Source organism: Nocardia sp. NPDC058633 (genome assembly GCF_042717045.1).
Taxonomy (GTDB): Bacteria; Actinomycetota; Actinomycetes; order Mycobacteriales; family Mycobacteriaceae; genus Nocardia.
The window spans coordinates 372416-395689 of the sequence record NZ_JBHXRA010000003.1; the positions used below are offsets into that span (position 1 = coordinate 372416).

At 67.6% G+C, this 23274-nt stretch carries 23 protein-coding genes and 1 riboswitch; of the genes, 9 read left to right on the forward strand and 14 right to left on the reverse strand.

The features are described from left to right. Positions 1–51: 51 nt before the first annotated feature. The 4 genes from ACFWUR_RS05760 (at position 52) to ACFWUR_RS05775 (ending at position 5480) form a co-directional block, all read left to right on the forward strand. The gene (locus ACFWUR_RS05760) at positions 52–2310 is read left to right on the forward strand and encodes an MMPL family transporter (RefSeq protein ID WP_378902421.1); all 2259 of its coding nucleotides are present in this window, start codon (positions 52–54) and stop codon (positions 2308–2310) included. A 74-nt stretch (positions 2311–2384) separates the two neighbouring features. After that, positions 2385–2510, forward strand: a riboswitch (TPP riboswitch). Next, a complete protein-coding gene (gene thiC / locus ACFWUR_RS05765; protein ID WP_378902424.1) occupies positions 2503–4146 on the forward strand; it encodes a phosphomethylpyrimidine synthase ThiC in 1644 nt (547 codons plus the stop codon). (Overlaps the previous riboswitch by 8 nt.) A 155-nt stretch (positions 4147–4301) precedes the next feature. Continuing rightward, on the forward strand, positions 4302–4502 hold the full coding sequence (locus tag ACFWUR_RS05770; protein ID WP_378902427.1) for a hypothetical protein: 201 nt from the start codon (positions 4302–4304) through the stop codon (positions 4500–4502). Between the two features lie 186 nt (positions 4503–4688). Continuing rightward, complete coding sequence (locus tag ACFWUR_RS05775) at positions 4689–5480, forward strand: thioesterase family protein (RefSeq protein ID WP_378902430.1); 792 nt, start codon at positions 4689–4691, stop codon at positions 5478–5480. 48 nt (positions 5481–5528) lie between these two features. Here the strand turns inward: ACFWUR_RS05775 and ACFWUR_RS05780 are convergent, their stop codons facing one another. The 7 genes from ACFWUR_RS05780 to ACFWUR_RS05810 all read right to left on the reverse strand — a co-directional run bounded on the left by ACFWUR_RS05780 (position 5529) and on the right by ACFWUR_RS05810 (position 11427). Beyond that, positions 5529–6035, reverse strand: a complete 507-nt coding sequence (locus ACFWUR_RS05780) for an SRPBCC domain-containing protein (protein WP_378902433.1) — start codon at positions 6033–6035, stop codon at positions 5529–5531. A 14-nt stretch (positions 6036–6049) separates the two neighbouring features. Beyond that, positions 6050–6379: an ArsR/SmtB family transcription factor gene (locus tag ACFWUR_RS05785; protein ID WP_378902436.1), complete on the reverse strand. Its 330-nt coding sequence runs from the start codon at positions 6377–6379 to the stop codon at positions 6050–6052. Further along, entirely contained in the window at positions 6369–6803 is a 435-nt protein-coding gene (locus ACFWUR_RS05790) for an SRPBCC domain-containing protein (protein WP_378902439.1), read from the reverse strand. Before ACFWUR_RS05790 ends, ACFWUR_RS05785 begins: the two co-directional genes overlap by 11 nt. 87 nt (positions 6804–6890) lie before the next feature. After that, on the reverse strand, positions 6891–7784 hold the full coding sequence (locus ACFWUR_RS05795; protein WP_378902442.1) for a DUF559 domain-containing protein: 894 nt from the start codon (positions 7782–7784) through the stop codon (positions 6891–6893). Between the two features lie 169 nt (positions 7785–7953). Next, a complete protein-coding gene (locus ACFWUR_RS05800) occupies positions 7954–9471 on the reverse strand; it encodes an MFS transporter (RefSeq protein ID WP_378902445.1) in 1518 nt (505 codons plus the stop codon). A 740-nt stretch (positions 9472–10211) separates the two neighbouring features. After that, positions 10212–10622 (reverse strand): VOC family protein, encoded by a 411-nt coding sequence (locus ACFWUR_RS05805; protein WP_378902448.1) that lies wholly within the window; start codon positions 10620–10622, stop codon positions 10212–10214. 157 nt (positions 10623–10779) lie between these two features. After that, positions 10780–11427: a TetR/AcrR family transcriptional regulator gene (locus tag ACFWUR_RS05810; RefSeq protein ID WP_378902451.1), complete on the reverse strand. Its 648-nt coding sequence runs from the start codon at positions 11425–11427 to the stop codon at positions 10780–10782. An 89-nt stretch (positions 11428–11516) separates the two neighbouring features. Between ACFWUR_RS05810 and ACFWUR_RS05815 the strand changes: the two genes are divergently transcribed. Then, positions 11517–12653 carry an epoxide hydrolase family protein gene (locus ACFWUR_RS05815; RefSeq protein WP_378902454.1) on the forward strand — a complete coding sequence of 379 codons (1137 nt, stop codon included), beginning with the start codon at positions 11517–11519 and terminating at the stop codon, positions 12651–12653. 103 nt (positions 12654–12756) lie between these two features. Here ACFWUR_RS05815 and ACFWUR_RS05820 read toward each other — a convergent pair whose 3' ends face one another. Further along, on the reverse strand, positions 12757–13899 hold the full coding sequence (locus ACFWUR_RS05820; protein ID WP_378902457.1) for a GTP-binding protein: 1143 nt from the start codon (positions 13897–13899) through the stop codon (positions 12757–12759). Between the two features lie 79 nt (positions 13900–13978). On the opposite strand from ACFWUR_RS05820, the gene thiD reads away from it, so the two are divergent. Further along, positions 13979–14827, forward strand: a complete 849-nt coding sequence (gene thiD / locus ACFWUR_RS05825) for a bifunctional hydroxymethylpyrimidine kinase/phosphomethylpyrimidine kinase (protein WP_378902460.1) — start codon at positions 13979–13981, stop codon at positions 14825–14827. Positions 14828–14940: 113 nt separating this feature from the next. Here thiD and ACFWUR_RS05830 read toward each other — a convergent pair whose 3' ends face one another. After that, positions 14941–15666 carry a TetR/AcrR family transcriptional regulator gene (locus ACFWUR_RS05830; protein WP_378902463.1) on the reverse strand — a complete coding sequence of 242 codons (726 nt, stop codon included), beginning with the start codon at positions 15664–15666 and terminating at the stop codon, positions 14941–14943. 150 nt (positions 15667–15816) lie between these two features. On the opposite strand from ACFWUR_RS05830, the gene ACFWUR_RS05835 reads away from it, so the two are divergent. From ACFWUR_RS05835 to ACFWUR_RS05845, 3 genes are all read left to right on the forward strand, one after another. Beyond that, positions 15817–16443, forward strand: a complete 627-nt coding sequence (locus ACFWUR_RS05835; RefSeq protein WP_378902465.1) for a class I SAM-dependent methyltransferase — start codon at positions 15817–15819, stop codon at positions 16441–16443. 69 nt (positions 16444–16512) lie between these two features. Then, the gene (locus ACFWUR_RS05840; RefSeq protein ID WP_378902467.1) at positions 16513–17835 is read left to right on the forward strand and encodes a glycosyltransferase; all 1323 of its coding nucleotides are present in this window, start codon (positions 16513–16515) and stop codon (positions 17833–17835) included. Beyond that, complete coding sequence (locus ACFWUR_RS05845) at positions 17832–19916, forward strand: glycosyltransferase family 39 protein (protein WP_378902469.1); 2085 nt, start codon at positions 17832–17834, stop codon at positions 19914–19916. The genes ACFWUR_RS05840 and ACFWUR_RS05845 overlap by 4 nt, the downstream gene beginning before the upstream one ends. A gap of 148 nt (positions 19917–20064) precedes the next feature. Here ACFWUR_RS05845 and ACFWUR_RS05850 read toward each other — a convergent pair whose 3' ends face one another. From ACFWUR_RS05850 to ACFWUR_RS05870, 5 genes are all read right to left on the reverse strand, one after another. Next, positions 20065–20877 carry an SDR family oxidoreductase gene (locus ACFWUR_RS05850; RefSeq protein ID WP_378902472.1) on the reverse strand — a complete coding sequence of 271 codons (813 nt, stop codon included), beginning with the start codon at positions 20875–20877 and terminating at the stop codon, positions 20065–20067. Positions 20878–20918: 41 nt separating this feature from the next. Next, positions 20919–21350 (reverse strand): PIN domain-containing protein, encoded by a 432-nt coding sequence (locus ACFWUR_RS05855; RefSeq protein WP_378902474.1) that lies wholly within the window; start codon positions 21348–21350, stop codon positions 20919–20921. Continuing rightward, positions 21341–21547, reverse strand: coding sequence for a hypothetical protein (locus tag ACFWUR_RS05860; protein ID WP_056814932.1), 207 nt, complete (start codon positions 21545–21547; stop codon positions 21341–21343). Before ACFWUR_RS05860 ends, ACFWUR_RS05855 begins: the two co-directional genes overlap by 10 nt. 72 nt (positions 21548–21619) lie before the next feature. Beyond that, a complete protein-coding gene (locus ACFWUR_RS05865; protein ID WP_378902476.1) occupies positions 21620–22234 on the reverse strand; it encodes a TetR/AcrR family transcriptional regulator in 615 nt (204 codons plus the stop codon). A 4-nt stretch (positions 22235–22238) separates the two neighbouring features. Continuing rightward, positions 22239–23021 carry an enoyl-CoA hydratase family protein gene (locus ACFWUR_RS05870; RefSeq protein ID WP_378902479.1) on the reverse strand — a complete coding sequence of 261 codons (783 nt, stop codon included), beginning with the start codon at positions 23019–23021 and terminating at the stop codon, positions 22239–22241. Between the last annotated feature and the right edge of the window lie 253 nt (positions 23022–23274).

The window sequence follows — 23274 nt, forward strand, 5'->3', positions numbered from 1 at the left end:
ACGGTAACGGTTCGAACATCCCGAACAGTTTCCGACAAAGAGGGCCCGACGATGTTGACGACAATCGCCCGCACCGCCGTTGCCCGACCCCGCTGGGTGGTCGCAATCGCGCTCTTGCTGATGGTCCTGTGTGGCGCGATCGGCGCTACGGTGCACTCGCACATGAAATCGGGCGGATTCGTCACCGGTGATCTCGATTCGGTGCAGGCGAGCCAATACCTCGGCGACCACTTCCCTGGCAGCGAGCCCAACTACGTCCTGACGATCTCCGCCGAGAACGTGGCCGATTCCGGCGCCGCGCGGGCGGCGGCCGAGCATGCGATCGCCGTCCTCGACGCGCATGCCGAGATTGTCAGCGGCGTGCAGTCGTATTGGACCGCACGCCCCGACCTCAAACAGGCGATGCTCAGCAACGACGGCAAGCACGCGCTGATCCTGGCCAGCATCGAGGGCGACGATGCCGAACTGCCCGTTCGGGCGGCGATGCTGAGCGAGCAACTGCAGGTCGAGAGCGGTGCGGTCACCGTAAAGGCCGGTGGGCTCGCCGCCTCCTTCGCCGATATCAACACCCAGATCAGCAAGGACCTGATCATCGCCGAGGCGATCGCGATCCCGATCACCGGCCTGTTGCTCGCCCTGGTGTTCGGCAGTCTGATGGCTGCCGCGCTGCCGATCGCGATCGGACTGTTCGCCATCGCGGCGTCGCTGGGCATTCTGCGCGTGCTCACCGCCCTGACCGATGTGTCGATCTTCGCGCTGAACATGACCACGGCACTCGGACTCGCGCTGGCGATCGACTACAGCCTGTTCATCGTCAGCCGGTATCGCGAGGAATTGACCGCGGGCGCCACGCCGTCTGCCGCGGTGACCCGGGCGATCCAGACCGCCGGTCGTACGGTCGTGTACTCGGCACTTGTCGTCGCGCTCTCGCTGTCGGCACTGCTGGTGTTCCCGCAGTACTTCTTCAAGTCGTTCGCCTACGCGGGCATCGCCGTGGTGGCCGCCGCCGCGGCCGCCGCGGTGATCGTGCTGCCCGCGATGCTCATCCTGGTCGGCGATCGCATCGACGCGGGCGATCTGCGCGCACCGATGCGCCGCCTGTTCCGGCTGGCCCCGCGGACGGAGAAGCCGCCGCGCCAGACGTTCTGGTATCGCCTCGTCGTCGCGGTGATGAAGCGGCCGATGTCGATCGCGCTGGCCACCACCGCGTTCCTGTTGCTGCTCGGCTCACCGTTCCTCGGTGTCCAGTTCGGCTACCCCGACGACCGGTCGCTGCCCACCGGCGTCGCCAGTCGCGAAGTGGGCGACATCCTGCGCACCGAATTCGACGCCGACCTCGCCTCGGCCGCGACCATCGTGCTGCCCGAATTCCGTGGCAGCGCAGCCGAACTCGACACCTACGCGCGCGAGCTGTCCACCGTGCCCGACGTGCCTGCCGTGCTCAGCAGCGCGGCGGTGTACCGCAACGGGCTGCGGGTGGCCGCGGGTGTACCCGAGATGACGGATGCACAACACGGCGCCTACCTGTCGGTCGCCACCTCACTCGACCCCTACTCCGACGCCGGCGGCGCCCAACTCGATACCCTGCGCGCCGTTGCCGCCCCATCGAAAGCCCTGATCACCGGCCCGGCCGCGCTCAACCAGGACTCGGTCGAGGCGATCACCGGCAAACTGCCACTGGCGGGCGCGCTGATCGCGCTCACCACCCTGGTGCTGCTGTTCCTGTTCACCGGCAGCGTGGTGTTGCCGATCAAGGCGCTGATCCTCAATATCCTGTCGCTGGCCGCGACCTTCGGCGCGATGGTGTGGATCTTCCAGGAAGGACACCTGTCGGAACTGCTCGGCTTCACCGCCACCGGCACCCTCAACCTGGCCATGCCCATCCTCATGTTCAGCCTGGCCTTCGGCGCGTCCATGGACTACGAGGTCTTCCTGCTCTCCCGAATCCGCGAGGAATGGCTGGCCGGACCGAAGACCACCGAGGGCAATACCGAGGCCGTCGCGATGGGCGTGGCCCGCACCGGACGCATTTTCACCGCCGCCGCCCTACTGATGAGCATCGTGTTCCTCGGCGTCGCCACCTCCGGCGTCTCGATGATGAAGCTGTTCGGCCTCGGCTGCGCGCTGGCGGTGATCAGCGACGCGACGGTGATTCGCGGCCTGCTCGCACCCGCGCTCATGCGGATGATGGGCACCTGGAACTGGTGGGCACCGAAGCCACTCGCGGCGCTGCACAACAAGTTCGGTCTCGATGAAGCCGAGGACAGCACGCATGACGCGCCGAAGCAGCTCGACTCGGCGTCGGTGTAGCGAGCCTCGCGCGCGATCCGTCCGGTCCATCCCCGGGCGGGTCGCGATACCCGGCGGGTAACGTCGGCGGGGCAATTCACACCAACGGGGGCTCGCACCAGCGGGCTGAGAGGACGGCTAGCCCTATCGGGCGTTCAGGGCCGTCGACCGTATGAACCTGACCGGGTAATGCCGGCGTAGGGAGGAACAGTCATGGGCTCGAACACGTCTTCCACCGGGGCGGTCGACACCGTCACCACCGGACCGATCCAGGGCAGCGTCAAGCACTACCAGCAGGTAGACGGCCTGCGCATCCCGGTTCGCCGCATCAACCTCACCAACGGCGACCACTTCGATGTCTTCGACACCAGCGGGCCGTACACCGACGACAACGCGGTGATCGATCTCGAAGCCGGGCTGCCGAAACTGCGCGACGAATGGGACAAGCCCACCGTCGAAGGCCCGCGTACTCAGCTGCACTGGGCTCGCGAGGGCATCATCACCCCCGAGATGCGGTTCATCGCCGCCCGCGAGGGTGTCTCGCCCGAGCTGGTGCGCGACGAGGTCGCGCTCGGTCGCGCGGTGATCCCCGCCAACCACAACCACCCGGAGCTGGAGCCGACCATCATCGGCAAGAAGTTCCTGGTCAAGATCAATGCCAATATCGGCAACTCGGCGGTCTCGTCGTCGATCGCCGAAGAGGTCGAGAAGATGGTGTGGGCCGCGCGCTGGGGCGCCGACACCATCATGGACCTGTCCACCGGGAAGAACATCCACGAGACCCGCGAATGGATCCTGCGCAACTCGCCCGTCCCGATCGGCACCGTTCCGATCTACCAGGCGCTGGAGAAGGTCAACGGTGATCCCACCGAGCTCACCTGGGAAATGTACCGCGACACTGTGATCGAGCAGTGCGAGCAGGGTGTCGACTACATGACCGTGCACGCGGGCGTGTTGTTGCGCTATATCCCGCTCACCGCCAAGCGCGTCACCGGCATCGTCTCGCGCGGTGGATCCATCATGGCCGCTTGGTGTTTGGCCCATCACCAGGAATCGTTCCTGTACACGCACTTCCGGGAACTGTGCGAGATCCTCGCGAAGTACGACGTGACCTTCTCCCTCGGCGACGGCCTGCGCCCCGGCTCCATCGCCGACGCCAACGACGAGGCCCAGTTCGCCGAACTGCGCACCCTCGGCGAACTCACCAAGATCGCGAAATCCTACGGCGTGCAGGTGATGATCGAGGGCCCCGGCCACGTGCCGATGCACAAGATCGTCGAGAACGTTCGGCTCGAGGAAGAGCTGTGCGAAGAAGCGCCGTTCTACACCCTCGGCCCGCTGGCCACCGATATCGCGCCCGCCTACGACCACATCACCTCGGCCATCGGCGCCGCGATCATCGCCCAGGCGGGCACCGCGATGCTCTGCTACGTCACCCCCAAAGAGCACCTGGGGCTGCCCAACCGCGACGACGTCAAGGTCGGCGTCATCACCTACAAGATCGCCGCCCACGCCGCCGACCTCGCCAAGGGCCACCCGCACGCCCAGGACCGCGACAACGAATTGTCCAAGGCCCGTTTCGAATTCCGCTGGCACGACCAGTTCGCCCTCTCGCTGGATCCCGACACCGCCCGCGAGTACCACGACGAGACGATGCCCGCCGAGCCGGCCAAGACCGCCCACTTCTGCTCGATGTGCGGGCCGAAGTTCTGCTCGATGCGGATCTCCGCCGACGTGCGCGAGTACGCGGAGAAGCAGGGCCTCACCGACGTGGCCGCCATCGAGGCGGGCATGGCCGAGAAGTCCGCCGAGTTCGCCGACCAGGGCAGCAAGGTGTACCTCCCGATCGTCTCCTGACCGCCGCACCACCGTCGACGCCCGTCCGATCCGCGCGATCGGGCGGGCGTCGCCCTGCCGCGCACCCTGGATTTCGGGGCTTTCGCTCGCCCTCGCGATCGGTAGCGTCAGCAGTCGTGTCGACCTACCGGCACATCGAACACTGGAGTGAACCAATGAAGCGCATCATCGCCGGGGCCCTCGCGGCCGCCGCCCTGTCCGTCGCCGCCCCGCTCGGCACCGCCCAGGCCGCGTCCCTCCCGGTCGCCGACTCCGGTTCGTCGTCCATCGGCTGCACCTCCGACACCAGCCCGTGCGCCCTGCGCCCACTGTTCGACCTGTTCACCGCCGTCTTGACGGGCAGCGCTCAGGCCTGACCGGACGGGTCGTGGTGTCGTCGGGTGAACAGCGGGGCCGCACTCGATTCGGGTCGACGCCGTTCACCGCGCAACCTGGCCGATGGATCGGTCCACAGTGGCGACCGGTGGATTCGCCAGGCTGCGCGGACCCACCTGCGCGCACCGTGCCAGACTCGGATCGGTGCGCGGGGTAACGTCGGCGAAGTGGTTGATGCTTTCTACCGCCAAGACCCGGCGGACGCGAACCGGTACCTCTCGACCGAGCTGACCCGCGGCCCATGGTCGCCCGACGCCCAGCACGCGGGACCGCCGTCGGCGCTGCTCGGGCATGTGATCGAGCGATGCGAGCCACGACCAGGATTCCAGGTCGGGCGGGTCGCGGTGGAGATCCTGGGGCCGGTGCCGCTCGCGCCGCTGACCGCGCAGGCGAAGGTGGTGCGATCGGGGCGCAGTGTGGAGTTGATCGAGGCGACGTTGTCGTCGGATCGCGGGCTGGTGATGAAAGCCAACGCGTGGCGGATCAAGCTGGCCGAACCCGCGCTGGACCTGCCCGTCGAATTCCTCCCGACCGGCACCCGACAGCTGCCCGACGGTGACACGGCGGCGCAATTCCCGTCCGATCAGGCGATCGGGTTCCACACCGGCATCGAATACCGTTTCGCCGCGGGCTCTTTCACCGAGCCAGGCCCCGCGGTCTGCTGGATTCGGTTGAAGTACCCGATCGTCGCGGGTACCGCACCGAGCCCGCTCGAGCGCGCACTGGCCGCCGCGGACTCGGGCAACGGGGTCAGTTCGGTCCTCGACTGGTCGAAATACCTGTTCATCAATACCGACCTCACGGTCACGTTGCACCGTCAACCGGCCGGGGAATGGGTGTGCCTCGATGCAGTCACCTATCCGCAGCCGCACGGCATCGGCCTCGCCGAGTCCGCCCTCTCCGACGAGACCGGGCCGCTGGGCCGCAGCACCCAGACACTGCTGCTGGCACCGCGCTAGGGCGCTCTTCAGCCGTTCGGCGTCGGACCGCACCCGCGCAGGTTCGTTCTAGGGTCGCGGGTTCACCAGGTCGGCGTTGCCGTGCTTGAGCAGTTCGGAGTCGAAGGTGCTGTCGATTCGGAACGGGTCACCGGTGCCTGTCGTGATCAGATCGTGCAGGCTCTTGGTGATGTAGGCGCCCCAGGCATTGGCGCACACCTCGTAGCACTCGTCGGCCGGGAGCAAACCCACGTGGGTGAAACGGATTTCGGTGCCGGCGTCGCGTTCGACGATGTCGAAAACCACTTCGGTGCCCTCCCATTCGGCGGTGTCGTCGATGAAGGAGATGTAGGTGTCGGTGACGTGCCAGACCAGGCGCTTGCCGGGGATCGACTCGGTGGTGGTCATCGTGCAGCGATGCGCGCCCGGGACCTCGAAGCGGTAGCTGTCGCCGACGACGCCGGTGGAACCTTCGATGGTCTCGTTCCACCAGCCCCGGACATTGTTGATCGCCGCGAACGCTTCCTCGGGGGTCGCGTCGACGGTGGTGGTCGCGGTGAAGTTCTTCTCGCTCATTGCTCTTCCTCGGTTCAGCCGTCCAGGTGCTTGCGGAGGGCGTCGAATCGGCCGTCCCAGTCGCGGGCCATGGCGGCCAGAAACTGTTGGGCCACTTGCATGGGGGCGGAGTCGAGGCGGTAGCGCACCCTGCGCCGCTCCCCCGGTTCCGCGATCACCAGACCCGCATCTGCCAGCAGGACAAGGTGTTTGGCGATCGCCTGCCGTGTGATCGGCAGGCGATCGGCGAGGTCCGTCGCGGTGGCGGGTCCGTCGGCGGCGAGGGCGGCCAGCACCGCTCGCCTGCTCGGATCCGCCAGCGCGACGAAGACTCGTTCGGCGGTCGCCTCCAGCTCAGGCCGCATCGAGGTACTCGACCAGTTCACCCAGTTCGCTCTTCCAGCCACCGACATTGCCCTCGAACGCCTCCTTGTAGGCGCCTTCGGACAGCTGCGCGAACCCGGTCTCGACCACGGTCAGTCGCGTCCCGGCGCCGACGGGCTCGAGGGTGAACTCCACATAGGTGCGCCGCGGATCGTCGTCGGGCAGTCCGTTGATCGGCCAGGTATAGCCGAATACTGTCGGCTCCTCCACCCGCTCCACCCGCATGTTCGCGACCTGTCCGCCTTCGGTCCACGTCATCCGAGCCTGTCCACCCGGCCGCAGATCGATGGTGGCGGTATTGCCGAACCAACTCCCCAGCCCTTCTGCCGTAGTGAGCGCCGCCCACACCTTCGTAGGCGGATGCGCGAGCTCGACGGTACGCACGATCTGATCAGGGAATCCCATGACGCTCTCCTTATGTCGCAACCGATTGGTTGCCATTCAGAGTATGGCAACCGACTGGTTGCGTCAAGGGTGATCCGCGCTGACCGCTCACAAACAGCGACCTCCGTCAGAATCCCGTCGAATTCGCCGACTTGTGTGCGCCTGGCGCGACCTGGCACGCCGAGGCCGCACGACGGCCTCCACCTCGTCTACGCAGGACTCGAGGTGGTTCAGCACGTCGTAAGCCGCATACCGCAGAACCAGCCAACCCCGCCGCTGCAACCAGTTCTGCCGTCGCCGGTCGTTGCGGAACACCAAGCGGTCGGTGTGGAACTCCCACCCGTCGATCTCGACGATCGTGCGCGTCCGCTCGTCGACGAAGTCGCCGAAATACGGCCCGACCGGGTGATTCGGCAGCAGGTGCAGGTTGCGCCGGGCCATCGCGCGGGCGAAGAGACGCTCCGGCTCCGAAGCCCACTTCACCGCGGCCCCCACCAACTGCCTGCGCATGGCGGGCGCGCCGTGCCTGCCGGAACCACACACCTCGACAAGCGCGGAGCGCGACACCGATCGTCCGATGTGCGAGTCGACGAGACGATCGGCCTCCCCGCCCGGCAGGACGGCAACACAGTCCAGCAGTGCCTGGGCGGCGGTCACCGTGGGGAGATCGCTCTCGCGGTCGAAAGCCGACTCGGGAAGATCGCGGCGATAGAGGCGCAACCAGGTCGGCGTCCGCCGGCTTGCCGCCTTCGGCACTGTCGCTTCGAGAACCGACGGCTCGGGCACCATGCCCCAGAGCCACGCGGCCGTGCGATGACTCAGATGTGCGCCGGGCAGCCATTCGGTCACCGCGACGCACCGTGTCATCGCGGTCGGCGGCCCGAGACTGTAGGTGCGGGGCAGCACTCGGGTGTACACGCCTCGACGGCACCGGTCGTCGATCGTTCCCGCAGGTACGCCCGCTGCCAGCAATTGTGCACGGGTCCGGATTCCGTAGTCCATTCGGCGAGTTTCGGATGTGCCGCCGACGCTCGACCGCCTCGTTCCTGGGGATTCCTTCGCGGCTGTGGATAAGTGGGAACTGGGGATAACTACGCTGGGCGTTCACAAATCGCGGTCTCGGTCGAAATTCGCACCGATCGCGCGAATAGTGTGCGGTGAGCGCGGATTGTCAGTGTCCGCCGACGATCCGGAACCCCTTCGGCACCAGCCACACCGTTCCCACGGCCACTACCGCGACGACCGCGGCCGATATGTAGGACGTGGTCGTGAGGGCGACGTCGAAGGCGTGGCTCGAGGCGTGGGTGAGCTGATCGCGGGTATTTTCCGGTAGATCGGCAGCTACGTCGGCCGCCCCGCCGATCGAACCGCTCGCCTGGTCCAGCTTGTCGGCGGGGACGGGCAGATTCGTCATGTGCTGGCTGAAGATCCTGGCGTGCAGGCTGCCGAGCAGGGCGACGCCGAAGCCGACCCCGACCTCGTAGTTCGTCTCCTCCACCGCGCCCGCCTGTCCGGCGCGGTCTGCGGGAACGGCACCGACCAGCACGGCCGCCGCCGCTGTCACGGCCATGCCGTCACCGAGGCCGAAGGACACCAGGACCAGCGCGACCACCGGGTAGGTGGTGGGTTCCGGGCTCACCGCCAGCAGCAGGAAACCGAGGGCGACCGCGCCGAGTCCGACCCCGAGCACCGCGCGGACACCGAACTTCTCCATCAGCATCGGCGTGAGCAGCGAGGCGGTGAGGAGCGTGAGCGCGGCGGGCAACATCCGGATGCCCGCCTGCGAAGGGCTGTAGCCGTGGATGTATTGCAGCCACAGCGAGATCAGGAACATGGCCGCGCCGATCGCCATCATCGCCGACAGGGTCGCGACGGCCGCCGCCGTGAACGCGCCGTTGCGGAACAGGCGCACGTCGAGCAGTGGGTCGGTCGCGGTGAGCTGGCGCCGGGTGAACCAGGCCAGGGCGGCGATGCCGATCACCAGGATCGTCCAGTCCACTACGCTCGCTTCACCTTTGGCGAGATGCTTGATGCCCCACGCGAGACAGACGATCCCGGCCACCGACAGCGCCGCGGCGAACCAATCCAGGCTCCCCGCCTGGGGCGCACGGTATTCGGGCAACACCCACAGCCCGACCACTACCGTCACGACCACCACCGGCACATTCAGCCAGAACGCCGACGCCCACCCGAAATGCTCGACGAGGAACCCGCCGACGATGGGTCCGACCGTGGCGCCGACCCCCGCGACCGCCGCCCAGATGCCGATGGCCATGGTGCGTTCGCGCACATCGGTGAAGATATTGCGGATCAGCGACAGCGTCGACGGCATCACCATCGCACCGCCGATCCCGAGCAACACCCGCCCACCGATCAGCTGCGCCGAGCTCTCCGCGGTAGCGGCGACCACCGAAGCGATGCCGAACAGCACGAAACCGCTGATGAACAACAACTTTCGCCCCACCCGGTCGCCGAGCGCACCGGTGGTGATGAGCAGCCCGCCGAGCACGAGCCCGTAGATATCGATGATCCACAACTGTTCCAGCGGCCCGACCTGGAGATCGTCGATCAGCGACGGCAACGCCACGTTGAGGATCGTCGCGTCCATCGCCACCAGCAACAGACTGGCGCACAGAACGCCGAGCATGACCCACCTGATCGCGCCGTAGGTCTTCGTCGTCTCGCTCACCACGCCACCTCACCGCCCGATTCCTGGTCACAACCCGGTATCCGGATCCGTAGCGCTCGATCCACGGCACAACCTACCGAACACTCCCGCACAGGACGGGCAACCCCGCTGTGGCGCCGCACGTGCACACAGGCCCCGCCAGGCAACGCGTTCACTCCGCAGGCGTCCGACCGCGCACCAGCCCGCCCATCCCGCGGCCGCGGCCTGCTCGGGCACCATCGCGTACCCCCAAGGTCTGTGGCGCCGCCCGTGCGCACAGGCCCCGCCGAGCAATCCCAGGTGTCCGTACCCATGTGTGCCCGGAGCCGGCAGGGCGACCTGCGTGGCTCCACCCGCGCACAGAGGCCCGCCTGCATCCCAGATATGCCCCACCTGCGTGCACCCTCGGCCGGGCAGTCCCGATTTATCCACACCCGCACACACAGAGCCCGAGTCAGGCAACCTCCGTGTGTCTCCACCCGGACTGAGCGGAGGGTGCGACGAAGGATCCGGGGCCCCGAAGGGCTCGACTCGAGGGCGGCGGATTTGCCCGCGTCGGCAACGGTCTTGCCGCCCGCGACCCAGAAGTTGTGGCCGTTGGCGGCCGATCGTCGAGTCCTTGCCGGCCGGATCGCGTCATCTTCACCGGTCGAGCGCCCCTACGCGCCCGACCGAGTCGGGTCAGCTACGCCTGTCGCGGCGCGCCAATCCCCTGAGACCCGCTGTTCCCGCGCCGAAGATCGGTCGGCGCGACTCGGCGCCTACCCGGCGCGACTCGAGATCTGCTGGACACCCCAGCTGTTGCCGTCCGGATCGCTGAAGAAGACGAAGCCCACGTTGTCGAGCGGATGTGGTGTCGGCGACGGGTTCACGCCGATTTCCTGGACATCGGTGACCTCGACGCCACGCGCCACGAGTTCGGCGTGCGCCTGCTCGATGTCCGCAACGACGAGTTGCAGCCCCTTCAACGAGCCGGGCGGCATATCCGGCACCGCACCCTTGCCGATGACGATGGAACAGCCCGAACCGGGTGGAGTGAGTTGAACGATGCGGACATCATCGGAGACCACCGTGTCGTGGTCGACGACGAACCCGAGCCGGCGCTCGTAGAAGTCCTTGGCCCGATCGATATCGGAGACCGGAACGATCACCACTTCGAGTGTCCACTTCACCAATGCCTCCGCGTTGTAGTCCGAGTGAGACCCCAAGTCTGCCAGCCACACCCCCTCCCGGCCAGGTAATCCCGCTGTGTCCTACTGAGCCTGATGCGTCCCTCCCCGGCGCACCAAGCCCCGATAACCCTCCCCGCACACCAGGACCCCCTGACCGTCACGACCCTCGTTCCCACCGCCAAGCGAACTCACCGGCGACAGGGGCAGGCCCCGGAAGCTCCCCCTCGACAGCGAGACCGTCGATCATCAGTGCGAGTACCCGCTGACGCAGCTCAGCCGTGCGCACAGGATCAGGCATGGTGATCGCCGAGCAAGCCTCCAGAATCAACCCCACGTCGAGCGCGTCGACGTCGGCGCGCAGGCGACCGCTCGCTTGGGCACGGCGAACCAGCTCCTCCCCGACCTCGCCCGAGTGCGCCACGTCGGGAAGCATCGATTCGTCGGGGGTGAAGGTGCCCGCGAGGCGCACGGTGAGCGAGTGCACGTCGGCCTCGACGACCCGTTCCAGGAATCCGACGAACCCTCGCCAGCCATCCGAATCCGTCAGCGCCGCATCGGCTTCCGCGTTGAACCGGCGCAGCCCTTCGTGACAGAGCGTGCGCAGCAGCACCTCCTTGCTCGGATACCGCCGGTAGAGCGCGCTGATCCCGACTCCCGCGCGTTCGGCGACCGCGGCGATCGGCGCGTTCGGATCGTCGAGGAACACCGCGCGAGCGGCGTCGAGGATCAGTCCGTCATTGCGCGCGGCCTGGGCCTTGCGGCCGGGCAAGCGTGGCTGATCTGCGGTTTCGGTCTGCTTTGCCATGAAAATCAGCCTACCACTTGAAACGGAATGCTCCGTTCTGTTACGGTTGAAACAGAACGAAACATTCCGTTTCACTACGAGGAGTCGACATGGTCACCATCACCCCGTTCCGGATCGACGTTGCGCAGGCCCGGCTCGACGATCTCGCCAACCGCCTGCGCGGCGCCCTGTTCCCCGACGAGCTGCCCGGCGTCGGCGATGCCTACGGCGTCCCGGCCGGTCGCGTCCGCGCCCTCGCCGAGTACTGGCTCGAGGAGTTCGATTGGCGCGAGCTGGAATCCGAGCTCAACGCCTACCCGCAGTTCACCACCGAGATCGACGGCGAAGACATCCACTTCCTGCACATCCACTCCTCCCGCCCCGACGCGACGCCGGTGATCCTCACCCACGGTTGGCCCGGCTCGATCCTCGAGTACCTCGACGTGATCGGCGCGCTCACCGAGCCCGAATCAGCCGATCAGCCCGCCTTTCACCTGGTCATCCCGTCGCTGCCCGGTTTCGGCTTCTCCGGCCCCACCCGCAGCACCGGCTGGAACCGCTACCGCACCGCCCGCGCCTGGGCCGAGCTGATGGCGCGCCTGGGGTATCAGCGCTACGGCGCCATCGGCAACGACGGCGGCTCGATGGTCTCCCCCGAGATCGGCCGGATCGCGCCCGACAACGTGATCGGCGTCCACGTCACCCAGCTGTTCTCGTTCCCGTCCGGCGACCCGGCCGAGTTCGAAGGCCTCTCCGAGACCGATATGGCCGCGCTGCAACACCTGCAGTGGTTCCACGAGAACAAGATGGCCTTCAACACCCTGCACAGCCAGCAGCCGCAAACCCTGGCCTACGCGCTGGCCGATTCCCCGGTGGGCCTGCTCGGTTGGAACGCGCAGCTGTTCGGCGAAACGCTCGACGCGAGGTTCGTGATCGCGAACGTTGCGCTGTACTGGCTCACCGGGACGGCGGGCTCGTCGCTGCGTTTCTACTACGAGGACGCGCACGCGAGCGAGCAGCCGACCGAGCCGACCACGGTCCCGACCGGCCTGGCCATGTTCGCCGGCGACTTCCAGTCGATCCGCCGGTTCGCCGAGCGCGATCACAGCAAAATCGTCAGCTGGAATTCCTACGACACGAGTGCGGGCGGGGGCGGCGCGAACGACGCGGCCGGACACTATGCCGCGCACGAGGCACCCGAGGTGCTGGTCGGCGACATCCGCGAGTTCTTCGCCGGGCTCGCCTGATTCGCTCAGGTGCCGCGGCCCACGCTCCCCTCATCGGCGCGTGGGTCGCGACCCATTCGAATCATGCACCAGCGCAGTCTGATACGCGCACCAAAGAGGCCAATCAGTGATGCTCGTGCAGGTCGGCCCAGGCCGGAAACGGATCGTCGTAGCCGGTCCACGCGCTCGCGCCCGCCGCGAACTCCGTGTCGGTGAGCAGCGCGGCCTCTAGTTCGCGCCGGACGGCGGGCGCGTCGAGGCGCACCCCGATGAACACCAGTTCCTGTCCGGCAGGGAATTCCAGCTCCGACCACCAGGCGCCGGGCTCGAAAGTCAGATTCGGGCCAGCTTGCGACCAGATGGCCGCCAGCTCGGGACGGCTCGCGATCCAGCAGAATCCCTTGCTGCGCAACATCCCCCGCAATCGCTCCAGCGCCTCGGCGAGGCGTTGCGGATGGAACGGCCGGTCGGCGAGGAAGGTGAAACTGCTGATCCCGTATTCCTCGGTCTCGGGAGTGTGCCCGCCCGCCAATTCCTCGGCCCAGCCGTCCGCCTCGGCGGCGACCACCGGGTTGTAGCGGCCGGTGGCGAGCACTTCGGCCAGGTCGACGACGCCCTTCTCGGTGCGCAGCACGTGCGCGCGAGGATTGAGCCTGCGCACGGTCGCCTCGACGGTGGCCGCGGCGTTCGCGCTGACCAGGTCGGTCTTGTTGATCAGCAGCACATCGGCGAACTCCACCTGGTCGACCAGTAGATCCGCGATCGAGCGCGCATCACCCTCGCCCGCCTCGAGATCGCGTTCCGCCAGCGCTTGGCCGCGAACCAGTTCGGCCAGGAAGGTCGAGGCGTCGACGACGGTGACCATGGTGTCGAGTCGGGCTATGTCGCCGAGTCGGAAACCGTCGTCGAACTCCCAGTCGAAGGTGGCGGCCACCGGCATGGGTTCGGAGATCCCGGTCGACTCGATCACCAACTGGTCGAATCGCCCCTCGCGCGCGAGGCGGGCCACAGCCTCGATCAGGTCCTCGCGCAGGGTGCAGCAGATGCAGCCGTTGGTCAGTTCGACCAGCTTCTCCTCGGTGCGGTCGAGGTGTCCCTGACCGGCGACCAGCGCCGCGTCGATATTGACCTCGCTCATGTCGTTGACAATCACCGCGACCCGGCGGCCGTCGCGGTTGGCGAGGATGTGGTTGAGCAGCGTGGTCTTGCCCGCGCCGAGGAAGCCGGACAGGACGGTGACGGGCAGTTGAGTCAGGGAGTTGGTCACGAGAGTTAATGATAATGGTTTTCATTTGCGATGGACAGTCGGGGTCTGCCCGCGGCAGCGGCGGTCGTAGGGTTGGGGCGTGAAGATGCTGCCGCTGACCCCCGATGGCCAGACCCCCGTTCGCGCGCTCACCATCGCGGGCACCGACTCCGGTGGCGGCGCCGGAATCCAGGCCGATTCGCGCACCATGGCGCTGTGCGGGGTGCACGCGTGCGTGGCGGTGGCCGCCGTCACCGTGCAGAACACGGTGGGCGTCAGCGGTTTTCACGAGATCCCGGCCCAGATCGTGGCCGAGCAGGTACGGGTGGTCGTTCGCGATATCGGCATCGGTGCGGCCAAGACCGGCATGCTCGCCTCCACCGCGATCATCGAGGCGGTCGCCGATGTGTGTCGTGAGCTCGAAATCGGGCGCGACGGGACCGTTCCGCTGGTCGTCGACCCGGTCGCGGCATCGATGCACGGGGATCCCTTGCTGCACGCGGAAGCTCTTGACGCCGTGCGCAATACGCTGATTCCGCTCGCCACCGTCGTCACCCCGAACCTCGATGAGGTGCGCCTGATCACCGGCATCGAGGTGGTCGACGACGCCACCGCGCGCAAGGCCGCCGAGGCATTGCACGCCCTCGGTGCGCAGTGGGCGATCGTGAAGGGCGGGCACCTGCGCGCGTCGGAAGTCAGCACCGATCTGCTCTACGACGGTGACACCTTCCGCGAGTTCACCGCGCCGCGCATCGCCACCGGCAACGATCACGGCGGCGGGGACACCCTCGCCGCGGCGATCGCCAGCGCACTCGCCAACGGGTACTCGGTGCCCAACGCGGTGGAGTTCGCGAAGGAGTGGACCTACCGCTGCCTCGCCGCGTCCTACGACCTCGGCGCGGGCCACGGCCCCGTCTCACCACTGTGGAGACTGCGCGAGGACGCCTAGCGTGGCGTCGCGAACTTGTCGGTGGCCGGGTCCATACTGAACCCATCGCACCCCCCGCCGGTCCCAAAGGCGTGATCGACGAGAACAACGGAGTTCGTGTCGGGCGCGAGGATTCAGTCGAGGCCGAACGCGATGTGCAGCGGTTTCGACGGGTCGATCGCGACCCCATTGAAGCGGGCATGGGCCTGCGCCAGCGCCGAGATGCTCTCGGCGAGATAATCGACGAAGCGCTCGACCGGCATCGCCGACACTTCGCGCTGATTCGCGCCGAGCCACCAGTCCGTGGCCGAGGCGACCGCACCGAAAATCGAATAGTTCACCAATTCGATCCCGGTCACGTCGATCGACTCGGTCGGCAGCAGGCCCGCGAAGAATTCCGCCGCGCGCCTTGCCGATTGACGGGCCGCGACCAGGGCGCGTTCGGTTTCCTTGGCCTGCTGGCTGAAATGGCTGTGCAGCATGAACCGGAAGACATTCGGGTGGGCCGAGACCACCGCCACGTATTCGGTGGCCGCGGTGTGGACGAGTTCGGCGATCGAGTCGTCGGTGAGATTCACGCTGGTGAGCACCCGCTCCCACAGCATGTCGCGCACGCGGTCGACGATCGCGTTGTAGAGGTCGGTCTTGTCCTCGAAATGGCGGTACAGCTTCGGCTTGGCCGCCCCGGCCTCCTTGGCGATATCGCCCATGCTCACATCGGGGCCGATCTGATCGAGCGCCCGGAAAGCCGCGTCGACGAATTCGATGCGCACCTGCACGCGATGCTCGCGCCAACGCTCGGTCCGCGCGTCGACACGACGCCGCGGCGCCTCGTTCGTCTTAGGGTAACCGCGCGTCACGGTAGTAATACTAGGTCGGGCCGTATCGAGGGTTACGCACGCCATCCAGAGCGGAAACACATTTGCCGAAACAGCAAAAATTCTGGCGGTAATCGGCGGGCCGGATGCACTATCGGATGACCCTTTCACCCGCACTGACCAGGAGCATCGATGACCGATACCGTGACGAACGCCGAAGATTTCTGGGAAGACTTCTACCGCGAGCGCGAGCAGATCTGGACCGGCAACCCCAACCCCCTCCTGGTACGCGAGGTCGCCGAACTGGCCCCCGGGACGGCCCTGGATCTGGGTTGCGGCGAGGGCGCCGACGCGATCTGGTTGGCCACGCGCGGCTGGCAGGTCACCGCGGTCGACATCTCCGCGACCGCGATGGAGCGCGGGGCGCGGCGGGCCGCCGAGGCCGGGGTGACGATCGCGTGGGAGCGCCACGACCTCCAGGCCGACTTCCCCGCGGGCACCTTCGACCTGGTCTCGGCGCAGTTCCTGCACTCGCCGGTGGAGCGCCCGGACGAGCGGGCCGCAATTCTGCGCAGTGCGGCGGCCGCCGTCGCATCCGGTGGCGTGCTGGTGATCGGTGCCCACGCGGCCGCGCCGAGCTGGGCCTCGAGCGAGATGCACGCCCATGTGTTACCGACCATCGAGCAGGTTCTCGAGCAGCTCGCGCTCGGGCCGGACTGGCAGGTCGAGACCGCCGAGCTCGTCCACACCCCCTCGACCAGCCCCGACGGCGTCGTCGGCGAGCGCGCCGACAGCGTACTGCGGCTGCGTCGCGCCTGATCACGATCCCCAGCAACCTCCCAGCCCGGTCCCAGCTCGGTGGCAGCGCGGCCACCGAGCCTGGGTGTCATGACTCAGACCGAGGCCGAGCAGAAGGCCATGCAGAGCAGCCGCGCGCCGGTGCTCGACGTAGTGATACCCGTCTACAACGAAGAGGTCGATCTCGGCCTGTGTGTGCGTAGGTTGCATGCCTATCTGCGCGCCGGATTCCCGTTCACAACGCGCATCACCATTGCCGACAACGCCAGCACCGACGCCACTCTCGCGGTGGCCCAACTGCTGGCGGCGGAACTCGACGGCGTCGCGGTACTGCACCTGGACGCCAAGGGACGCGGGCGGGCGTTGCGAACGGCATGGGCGGGGTCGGACGCGACGGTGGTGGCGTACATGGACGTCGACCTGTCGACCGATCTCAACGCGCTGTTGCCGCTGATCGCGCCGCTGGTGTCGGGCCACTCCGATCTCGCGATCGGCACCCGTCTCGACGCCTCGGCCCGAGTGGTGCGCGGACCCCAGCGCGAAATCATCTCCCGCTGCTACAACCTGCTGTTGAAAACCACGCTGCGGGCGGGCTTCTCGGATGCCCAATGTGGCTTCAAGGCCGTGCGGGCCGACGTCGCTCGCGAGCTGCTGCCGCTGGTACGCGACGGGGAATGGTTCTTCGACACCGAACTGCTGGTGTTGGCCGAACGGTCGGGTCTGCGGATTCACGAGGTACCCGTCGACTGGATCGATGATCCCGACAGCCGCGTCGACATCGTCGATACCGCGCGCAAGGATCTCCGCGGGATCTGGCGATTGACCAGGGCACTGACCACCGGCGCCCTCCCCGTGGACGAGTTGCGGGCCGCCGTCGGGCGTGAGCCGCTCGTCGCCGGGGTGCCGCTCGGGATGGTCGGGCAATTGGTGCGCTTCGCGATCGTCGGGGTGAGCTCGACCCTCGCCTACATCGCGTTGTTTCTGCTGTTGCAGCCGTTGATCGGCGGCCAGGGCGCCAATCTGGTGTCGCTGCTGGTGACCGCGGTGGGCAATACCGCCGCCAATCGGGCCTTCACTTTCGGTGTGCGCGGACGCGGCGACGCGGTCTCGCACCAGTTCCAGGGGTTGGCCATCTTCGCGTTCGGGTTGGCGATCACCAGCGGCTCGTTGTTCGCCCTGCACCGCTGGGCCCCCGAGGCGCCCGTCGCGGTGGAGCTCACTGTTCTGATCACCGCCAATCTCGTGGCCACACTGGCTCGTTTCGTGGGACTGCGCTGGGTGTTCCGGCACGCGGGATCCAACCCGACCGCCGCCGTAGCACGCTCGGCCACCGATCACGCCCCGATGTCGGGCGCTACCGACAGCGGCTCGCATGCAGCACAGCACCCGAGCGCGTGGGGGGTGCGTCGATGACCGCGACCATCGCCGCCTCGCCCTCCAGCGACATCATGGCGGCCGTACCGACCCGAAAGCGTTGGGAGCGCCCGGCATTGGCCGCGCTGCTGCTCGGCACATTGTTCGCCTATCTCATCAACCTCAGTGCCAACGGGTGGGCCAACGACTTCTATGCCGCTGCGGTGCAGGCGGGTTCGCAATCGTGGGAGGCATTCTTCTTCGGGTCCTCCGATGCCGCGAACTCCATCACCGTGGACAAACCGCCCGCCTCGCTGTGGGTGATGGAGCTGTCGGTGCGGGTGTTCGGGCTCAACAGCTGGAGCATGTTGGTGCCGCAGGTCCTGCTGGGCGTGGCGAGTGTCGCGCTGCTGTGGGCGACGGTGCGCAGGTCGTTCGGACCCGCGGCGGGGTTGATCGCGGGCACGGTACTGGCGGTGACTCCTGTTGCGGTGCTGATGTTCCGGTTCAACAATCCCGATGCGCTGCTCGTCTCGCTGATGGTCGCGGCCGCATGGGCGATGACGCGGGCGGTCGCGGACGGACGGTGGCGATGGTTGCTGCTCACCGGCGGGTTGATCGGATTCGGGTTCCTCGCCAAGCAGTTGCAGGTGCTGCTGGTGGTGGCGCCCTTGGCGCTGGCGTATCTGATCGCCGGGCCGCCGAAGCTGGGCAAGCGGATCGCGCAGCTGTTCGCGGCGGGCGCCGCAATGATCGGCGCGGCGGGCTGGTGGTTGTCGGCGGTGGAGTTGTGGCCGGCGGATTCTCGGCCGTGGATCGGTGGGTCGCAGAACAATTCGATCATCGAACTCACCCTCGGCTACAACGGGCTCGGACGGTTGAACGGCAACGAAACCGGCAGTGCCGGGCCCGGTGGTGAGCTTCCCGCGGGCGGAAACGGAATGTGGGGAAGCACCGGGATCACCCGGATGTTCGAGTCGGCGCAGGGCGGTCAGATCGCCTGGTTGATGCCGGCCGCGCTGGTCACGCTGGTGGTGGGACTCGTGCTGCGCGGACGCGCGCCACGTACCGATCGCCGTCGTGCCGCGCTGATCCTCTGGGGCGGTTGGCTTCTCGTCACCGGACTGGTGTTCAGCTTCATGGCGGGGATCTTCCACCAGTACTACACGGTGGCGCTCGCGCCCGCTGTAGCGGCGCTGGTCGGGATCGGGGCCGTCCAGATGTGGGGTGCGCGCGATCGATTGTGGGTGCGGTGCGCGGGCGCTGTCGCCGTCGGGCTCACCACGGCGACGGCATGGATGTTGTTGTCGCGCAGTGCCTCCTTCCAACCCTGGTTGCGATGGGCGATCCTGGCTGTCGGCGTGATCGCCACGGTGGCGCTCGTATTCCCACTGGCACGCAAGCAGTCGGTGATCGCCGCGCTCGCCGCCGCCTTCATCGGACTCGCCGGGCCGATCGCCTACTCCGTCGACACCCTCGCGTCCGCGCATTCCGGCGCGATTCCATCTGCTGGGCCGAGCACCGGTGGGATGCACGGAATGGGTGGACCCGGAATGCGTCCCGGCGGAGATGGCGGCAGGACTGGCACCGCGCCCGGCGTCGATGGCGCGATGCCAGGGACCGCGCCCCCGAGCGGGTCGGCAACACCGGGTGGCGCCCCTCCCGGCGGGGTCGATGAGCCGAATGGAGCGGGCGCATCAGGCGGCACGCCGCCGGACGGTGCGGACGCACAGGGCGGCATGGCGATGGGCGACCAGGGAATGGGTGGAGCCGGTGGACTGCTCGGTGGATCACGACCGAGCGATCAGATCGTCACCCTGCTCGAGGCTGACGGCACGGACTACACCTGGGTCGCGGCAGCGATCGGCTCCAACAGCGCCGCCGGATACCAGCTCGCCACCGAACTGCCCGTGATGCCGATCGGCGGCTTCAACGGCAGCGACCCGTCCCCCACGCTCGAACAGTTCCAGCAGTATGTGGCCGACGGCGAGATCCACTACTTCGTCGCCGGTGGGCGCGGCGGTCCCGGCGGGAGCGGCGAGTCGACCAGCTCGGCGATCGCCGCCTGGGTGACGGCGAACTACACCGCGACCACCGTCGACGGCGTCACCCTCTACGACCTCACCCAACCGAAGTCGTAGCCGCCGACGCGGAGTTCGAACAGCGACCGCACGCACCGTTCCCGGCCCGGTGGATCATCCCGATCCACCGGGCCTGTCCCAGCCGTGTGAGCAACATGCCTGTCGTGGCGGCAGTCGACCGCCCGATCAGGCAGCCGTCCAGTCCGGGTCACCGGCCTGCGAGCACGGTGGCGTTGATCCATTCGGCGAAGGTCGGCCCTGCCAGGACCGCGTGCGCGGAGGGGAGCAGGGTGCCGTTTTCGAACTGTTCGCGGTCCGGGTTGGCGGTGTCGGAGGTCTCGACGATCTGGAGGTCGGTGCCGCGTGCCGTGACGAGCGCAGCGGCGGCACCGGCCATGGTCTCGGGCTGCGGGCCGGCGATCTCCGCGAACGGGATGTCTTGTGCGGAAATCGGATTCATCGCCATGTCGACCAGTGCCTCGGCGACAGTTCGCGCGGCGACGAGTTGGGTGCGCATTCCGGGAACGTGGGCCACCGAACCATTGGTGCCCCAGCCGACCATCACCTCGACGAGCTCGTGAAACTGTGCGGCACGCAGAATCTGCACGGGCAGAGCGCCTTGCAGCAACTCCTGCTCATGGGCGAGCTTGGCCGCGTTGTACCCGGCGAGCGCCCCATCGATCCCGATGATGGACACCACGACGAGCCGTTCAACTCCTGCCCGCTCCCCCGCCGCATGCAGGTTGCGTGCGGAGGAGGTGAAGAACTCGGTCGCCACCCGCTGATCCGCCGAGGGCGTGCTCGATGCGTCGATCACAATGTCGACGCCGGTCAGCGCCTCGTCCAACCCGGTCCCCGTCTCGATGTCGACCCCGTCGGCCCGTGAGAAGGCCACGACTTCCTGCCCCCGCTCGACCAACACATCCACCACATGCCGACCCAACCGCCCGGTCGCACCAGCCACCGCGATCTTGCGCTGCTCCACCATGAGCCACTCCTTCGTCGTTTCTTCCGCGTTCACCGAGTCGACGAAATAGGCAACCGGAGTGTGACATCGGCTGGTCAGGACGTCTCGAGGCTCCCCCGCGGTGCGACCCAGCGATGGTCGAGGTCGACTACCGACGCGACGGTTTCGAAATCGGCGTCGTAATGGAACAGGACCAGACGGTGTTCTACCGCGAGAACTGAGGCGAGCAGGTCATGGATGCCGACCGCTCGGTGGCGGCCCGACCGTGCGAGCGCGCGCTGGATCGTGAAAGCACTGGCCCAGTGTTCGTCATTTGTGGGCAGATATTCGTAAGCCGCCCGTCGCCGAAAGCGGATCTGCTCGTATTCAGCAGGGCTTCGGGCGCTGTAGAGCGCCTCGGAATCGAGTGGCGCGCACGTGGCGATCAATCCGGCCTCGAGCAGCGGCCCGAGCGCGGCCGCCACGTCCGGATGGCGCATTCGAGCCGCCGCGCTGGTGTCGATGAGATAGCGCGCCGTTATCGCCATACGTCGTCGCGCCGATCCTTGTCTGCCATTTCTGCCATCCCGCCGTTGACCAACCACTCGACTTCACTGGCGCGCGCATGCGCCACCACTGCCGAGTTCAATGCGGCGCGAACGGTATCGGAGACACCAGCCGTCCCGAGTGCGTCTTGCGCGGACTCGAGTAGCTCGTCGTCGATCTCGATCAGTCGCTTGGTCATCGCACAGTCCCTCGATATATATATTCCCCCATGCCCGAACTATATACTCAGAAACAGCCAGGTCACAAGGGGTCAGTGGGACAGTTTCAGGGCGGTGTGAAGGGTCGCGGCCCACTGGTCGACGATGAGTTTGCGGCGGGCGGAGTCGTCGGTGAGGACGTCGGCGAGGCCGAGGCCGCGGGCCAGATCGAGGGTCGCTTGAACCAGGTGATGGGCTACCGGGTCGGAGTCGTCGACGCCGAGGGCTTCGACGGCGCGGCGGTGGGAGATGCGGCCGAAGCGGGCTTCGAGGGGCAGGATGCGTTCGCGCAGGGCCGGGTCGGCGGCCGCGTGGGTCCAGACCTGGAGGGCGGCTTTGAAGAACGGGGTGGTGTAGGACTCGACCAGCGCGGAAACGACCGCGCGCGTTCGGCCTGCGCCCTGGGCGACCGCGTTCACCGTCTCGGCTTCGGCCTTGGCCTGGTCCATCCGGAACTCGAACATGTACTCGAGCGCGGCGGTGATCAGGTCCTCGCGGGTGGGGAAGTGGTGTTGGGCGGCGCCGCGCGACACCCCGGCCCGCTCGGCGACCACCGACACGGTGGCGGCTGCCCAGCCGGTTTCGGCCAGGCAGTCGATGGTCGCCTCGAGCAGCCGCTGCCGGGTGGCCCGACTGCGGTCCTGCTTGGGTTCGTGGGGTGTCGCCATCGGACTATTGTGCCCAGCTGGGCGGGCGCTTCTGGAAGAAGGCCGTCATGCCCTCGATCACCTCGGGGGTGCCGAAGAAGCCCGCCGACCGCTTGGCCAGCACTTCGGCCTCGGCGTCGAACGTGGTCAGCAGGGCCGCGTTGACCAGCTTCTTGGACTCGGCCAGACCCTGCGGCGACCCCTTGCGCAGCTCCCCACACAGGCGTTTCACCTCGGCGGCGGCATCCTGCGCGGCCACGGTGACCAGGCCGATCGCCTGAGCGGTCGCGGCGTCGAACTTCTCGCCGGTCAGGAAGTAGCGGCTCGCGGCCCGCTGGTCCAGTCGCGGTACCAGCGTGAGCGAGATCATGAACGGGGCCATCCCGATGCGCACCTCGGTGAGCGCGAAACTGCTGCCCGGCCCCGCCACGACAAGATCGCAGGCCCCGATGATGCCCATGCCCCCGGCGCGGACATTGCCGTCGATCTGCGCGATCACCGGCTTGGGCGAGGCGAGGATGCCGCGCAACACATCGATCATCACGCGGGTGCGTTCGTCGGCGGCCACCGCCGGGTCGGCGGTACTCGCCTCCTTGAGGTCGGCACCGGCGCAGAACGTATCGCCGGTGTGCGCGAGCACGATGCCCCGCACCGCGGGATCGTTTGCCGCAGCGTCGAATCCAGCGAGCAGCTCACGAACGAGCTTGGACGAGAGCGCATTCCGGTTGTGTGGCGAATCGAAGGTCAACGTGGCAAATCCGTCGACAACCGCATAGCGCACATAAGGAACATCAACCGAACTGTCCATCAAAGCCTCCAACCCTTCGAATGAATCCGCCATAACCGCACTCCCGACCACACCGCCCACCAAAGCCCGCAGCCCTACCGCGCTCCCGACCACACCGCGCACCCAGCCTGTCCCGTCTTCCACAACCCACCAGAACCACCCACCGCACTCCCGACCCCTAGGGAGGGACGGCCACGAAGTGGCCGGTCCGCGGCCGGGTCGCCGGTCAGGCGCCGGTGCGTAGGCGACGAAGGAGCAAGCACCGGTGCCTGAC

Coding starts and splice junctions, on each gene's coding strand:
- ACFWUR_RS05785 (WP_378902436.1), bottom strand. CDS start 6,379: ATGCGGCCTGAGCTGGAGGCGACCGCCGAACGAGTCTTCGTCGCGCTG.
- ACFWUR_RS05780 (WP_378902433.1), bottom strand. CDS start 6,035: ATGAGCGAGAAGAACTTCACCGCGACCACCACCGTCGACGCGACCCCC.
- thiC (WP_378902424.1), top strand. CDS start 2,503: ATGGGCTCGAACACGTCTTCCACCGGGGCGGTCGACACCGTCACCACC.
- ACFWUR_RS05810 (WP_378902451.1), bottom strand. CDS start 11,427: ATGGCAAAGCAGACCGAAACCGCAGATCAGCCACGCTTGCCCGGCCGC.
- ACFWUR_RS05770 (WP_378902427.1), top strand. CDS start 4,302: ATGAAGCGCATCATCGCCGGGGCCCTCGCGGCCGCCGCCCTGTCCGTC.
- ACFWUR_RS05790 (WP_378902439.1), bottom strand. CDS start 6,803: ATGGGATTCCCTGATCAGATCGTGCGTACCGTCGAGCTCGCGCATCCG.
- ACFWUR_RS05835 (WP_378902465.1), top strand. CDS start 15,817: ATGACCGATACCGTGACGAACGCCGAAGATTTCTGGGAAGACTTCTAC.
- ACFWUR_RS05855 (WP_378902474.1), bottom strand. CDS start 21,350: ATGGCGATAACGGCGCGCTATCTCATCGACACCAGCGCGGCGGCTCGA.
- ACFWUR_RS05865 (WP_378902476.1), bottom strand. CDS start 22,234: ATGGCGACACCCCACGAACCCAAGCAGGACCGCAGTCGGGCCACCCGG.
- ACFWUR_RS05815 (WP_378902454.1), top strand. CDS start 11,517: ATGGTCACCATCACCCCGTTCCGGATCGACGTTGCGCAGGCCCGGCTC.
- ACFWUR_RS05860 (WP_056814932.1), bottom strand. CDS start 21,547: ATGACCAAGCGACTGATCGAGATCGACGACGAGCTACTCGAGTCCGCG.
- ACFWUR_RS05870 (WP_378902479.1), bottom strand. CDS start 23,021: ATGGACAGTTCGGTTGATGTTCCTTATGTGCGCTATGCGGTTGTCGAC.
- ACFWUR_RS05840 (WP_378902467.1), top strand. CDS start 16,513: ATGACTCAGACCGAGGCCGAGCAGAAGGCCATGCAGAGCAGCCGCGCG.
- ACFWUR_RS05795 (WP_378902442.1), bottom strand. CDS start 7,784: ATGGACTACGGAATCCGGACCCGTGCACAATTGCTGGCAGCGGGCGTA.
- ACFWUR_RS05760 (WP_378902421.1), top strand. CDS start 52: ATGTTGACGACAATCGCCCGCACCGCCGTTGCCCGACCCCGCTGGGTG.
- ACFWUR_RS05845 (WP_378902469.1), top strand. CDS start 17,832: ATGACCGCGACCATCGCCGCCTCGCCCTCCAGCGACATCATGGCGGCC.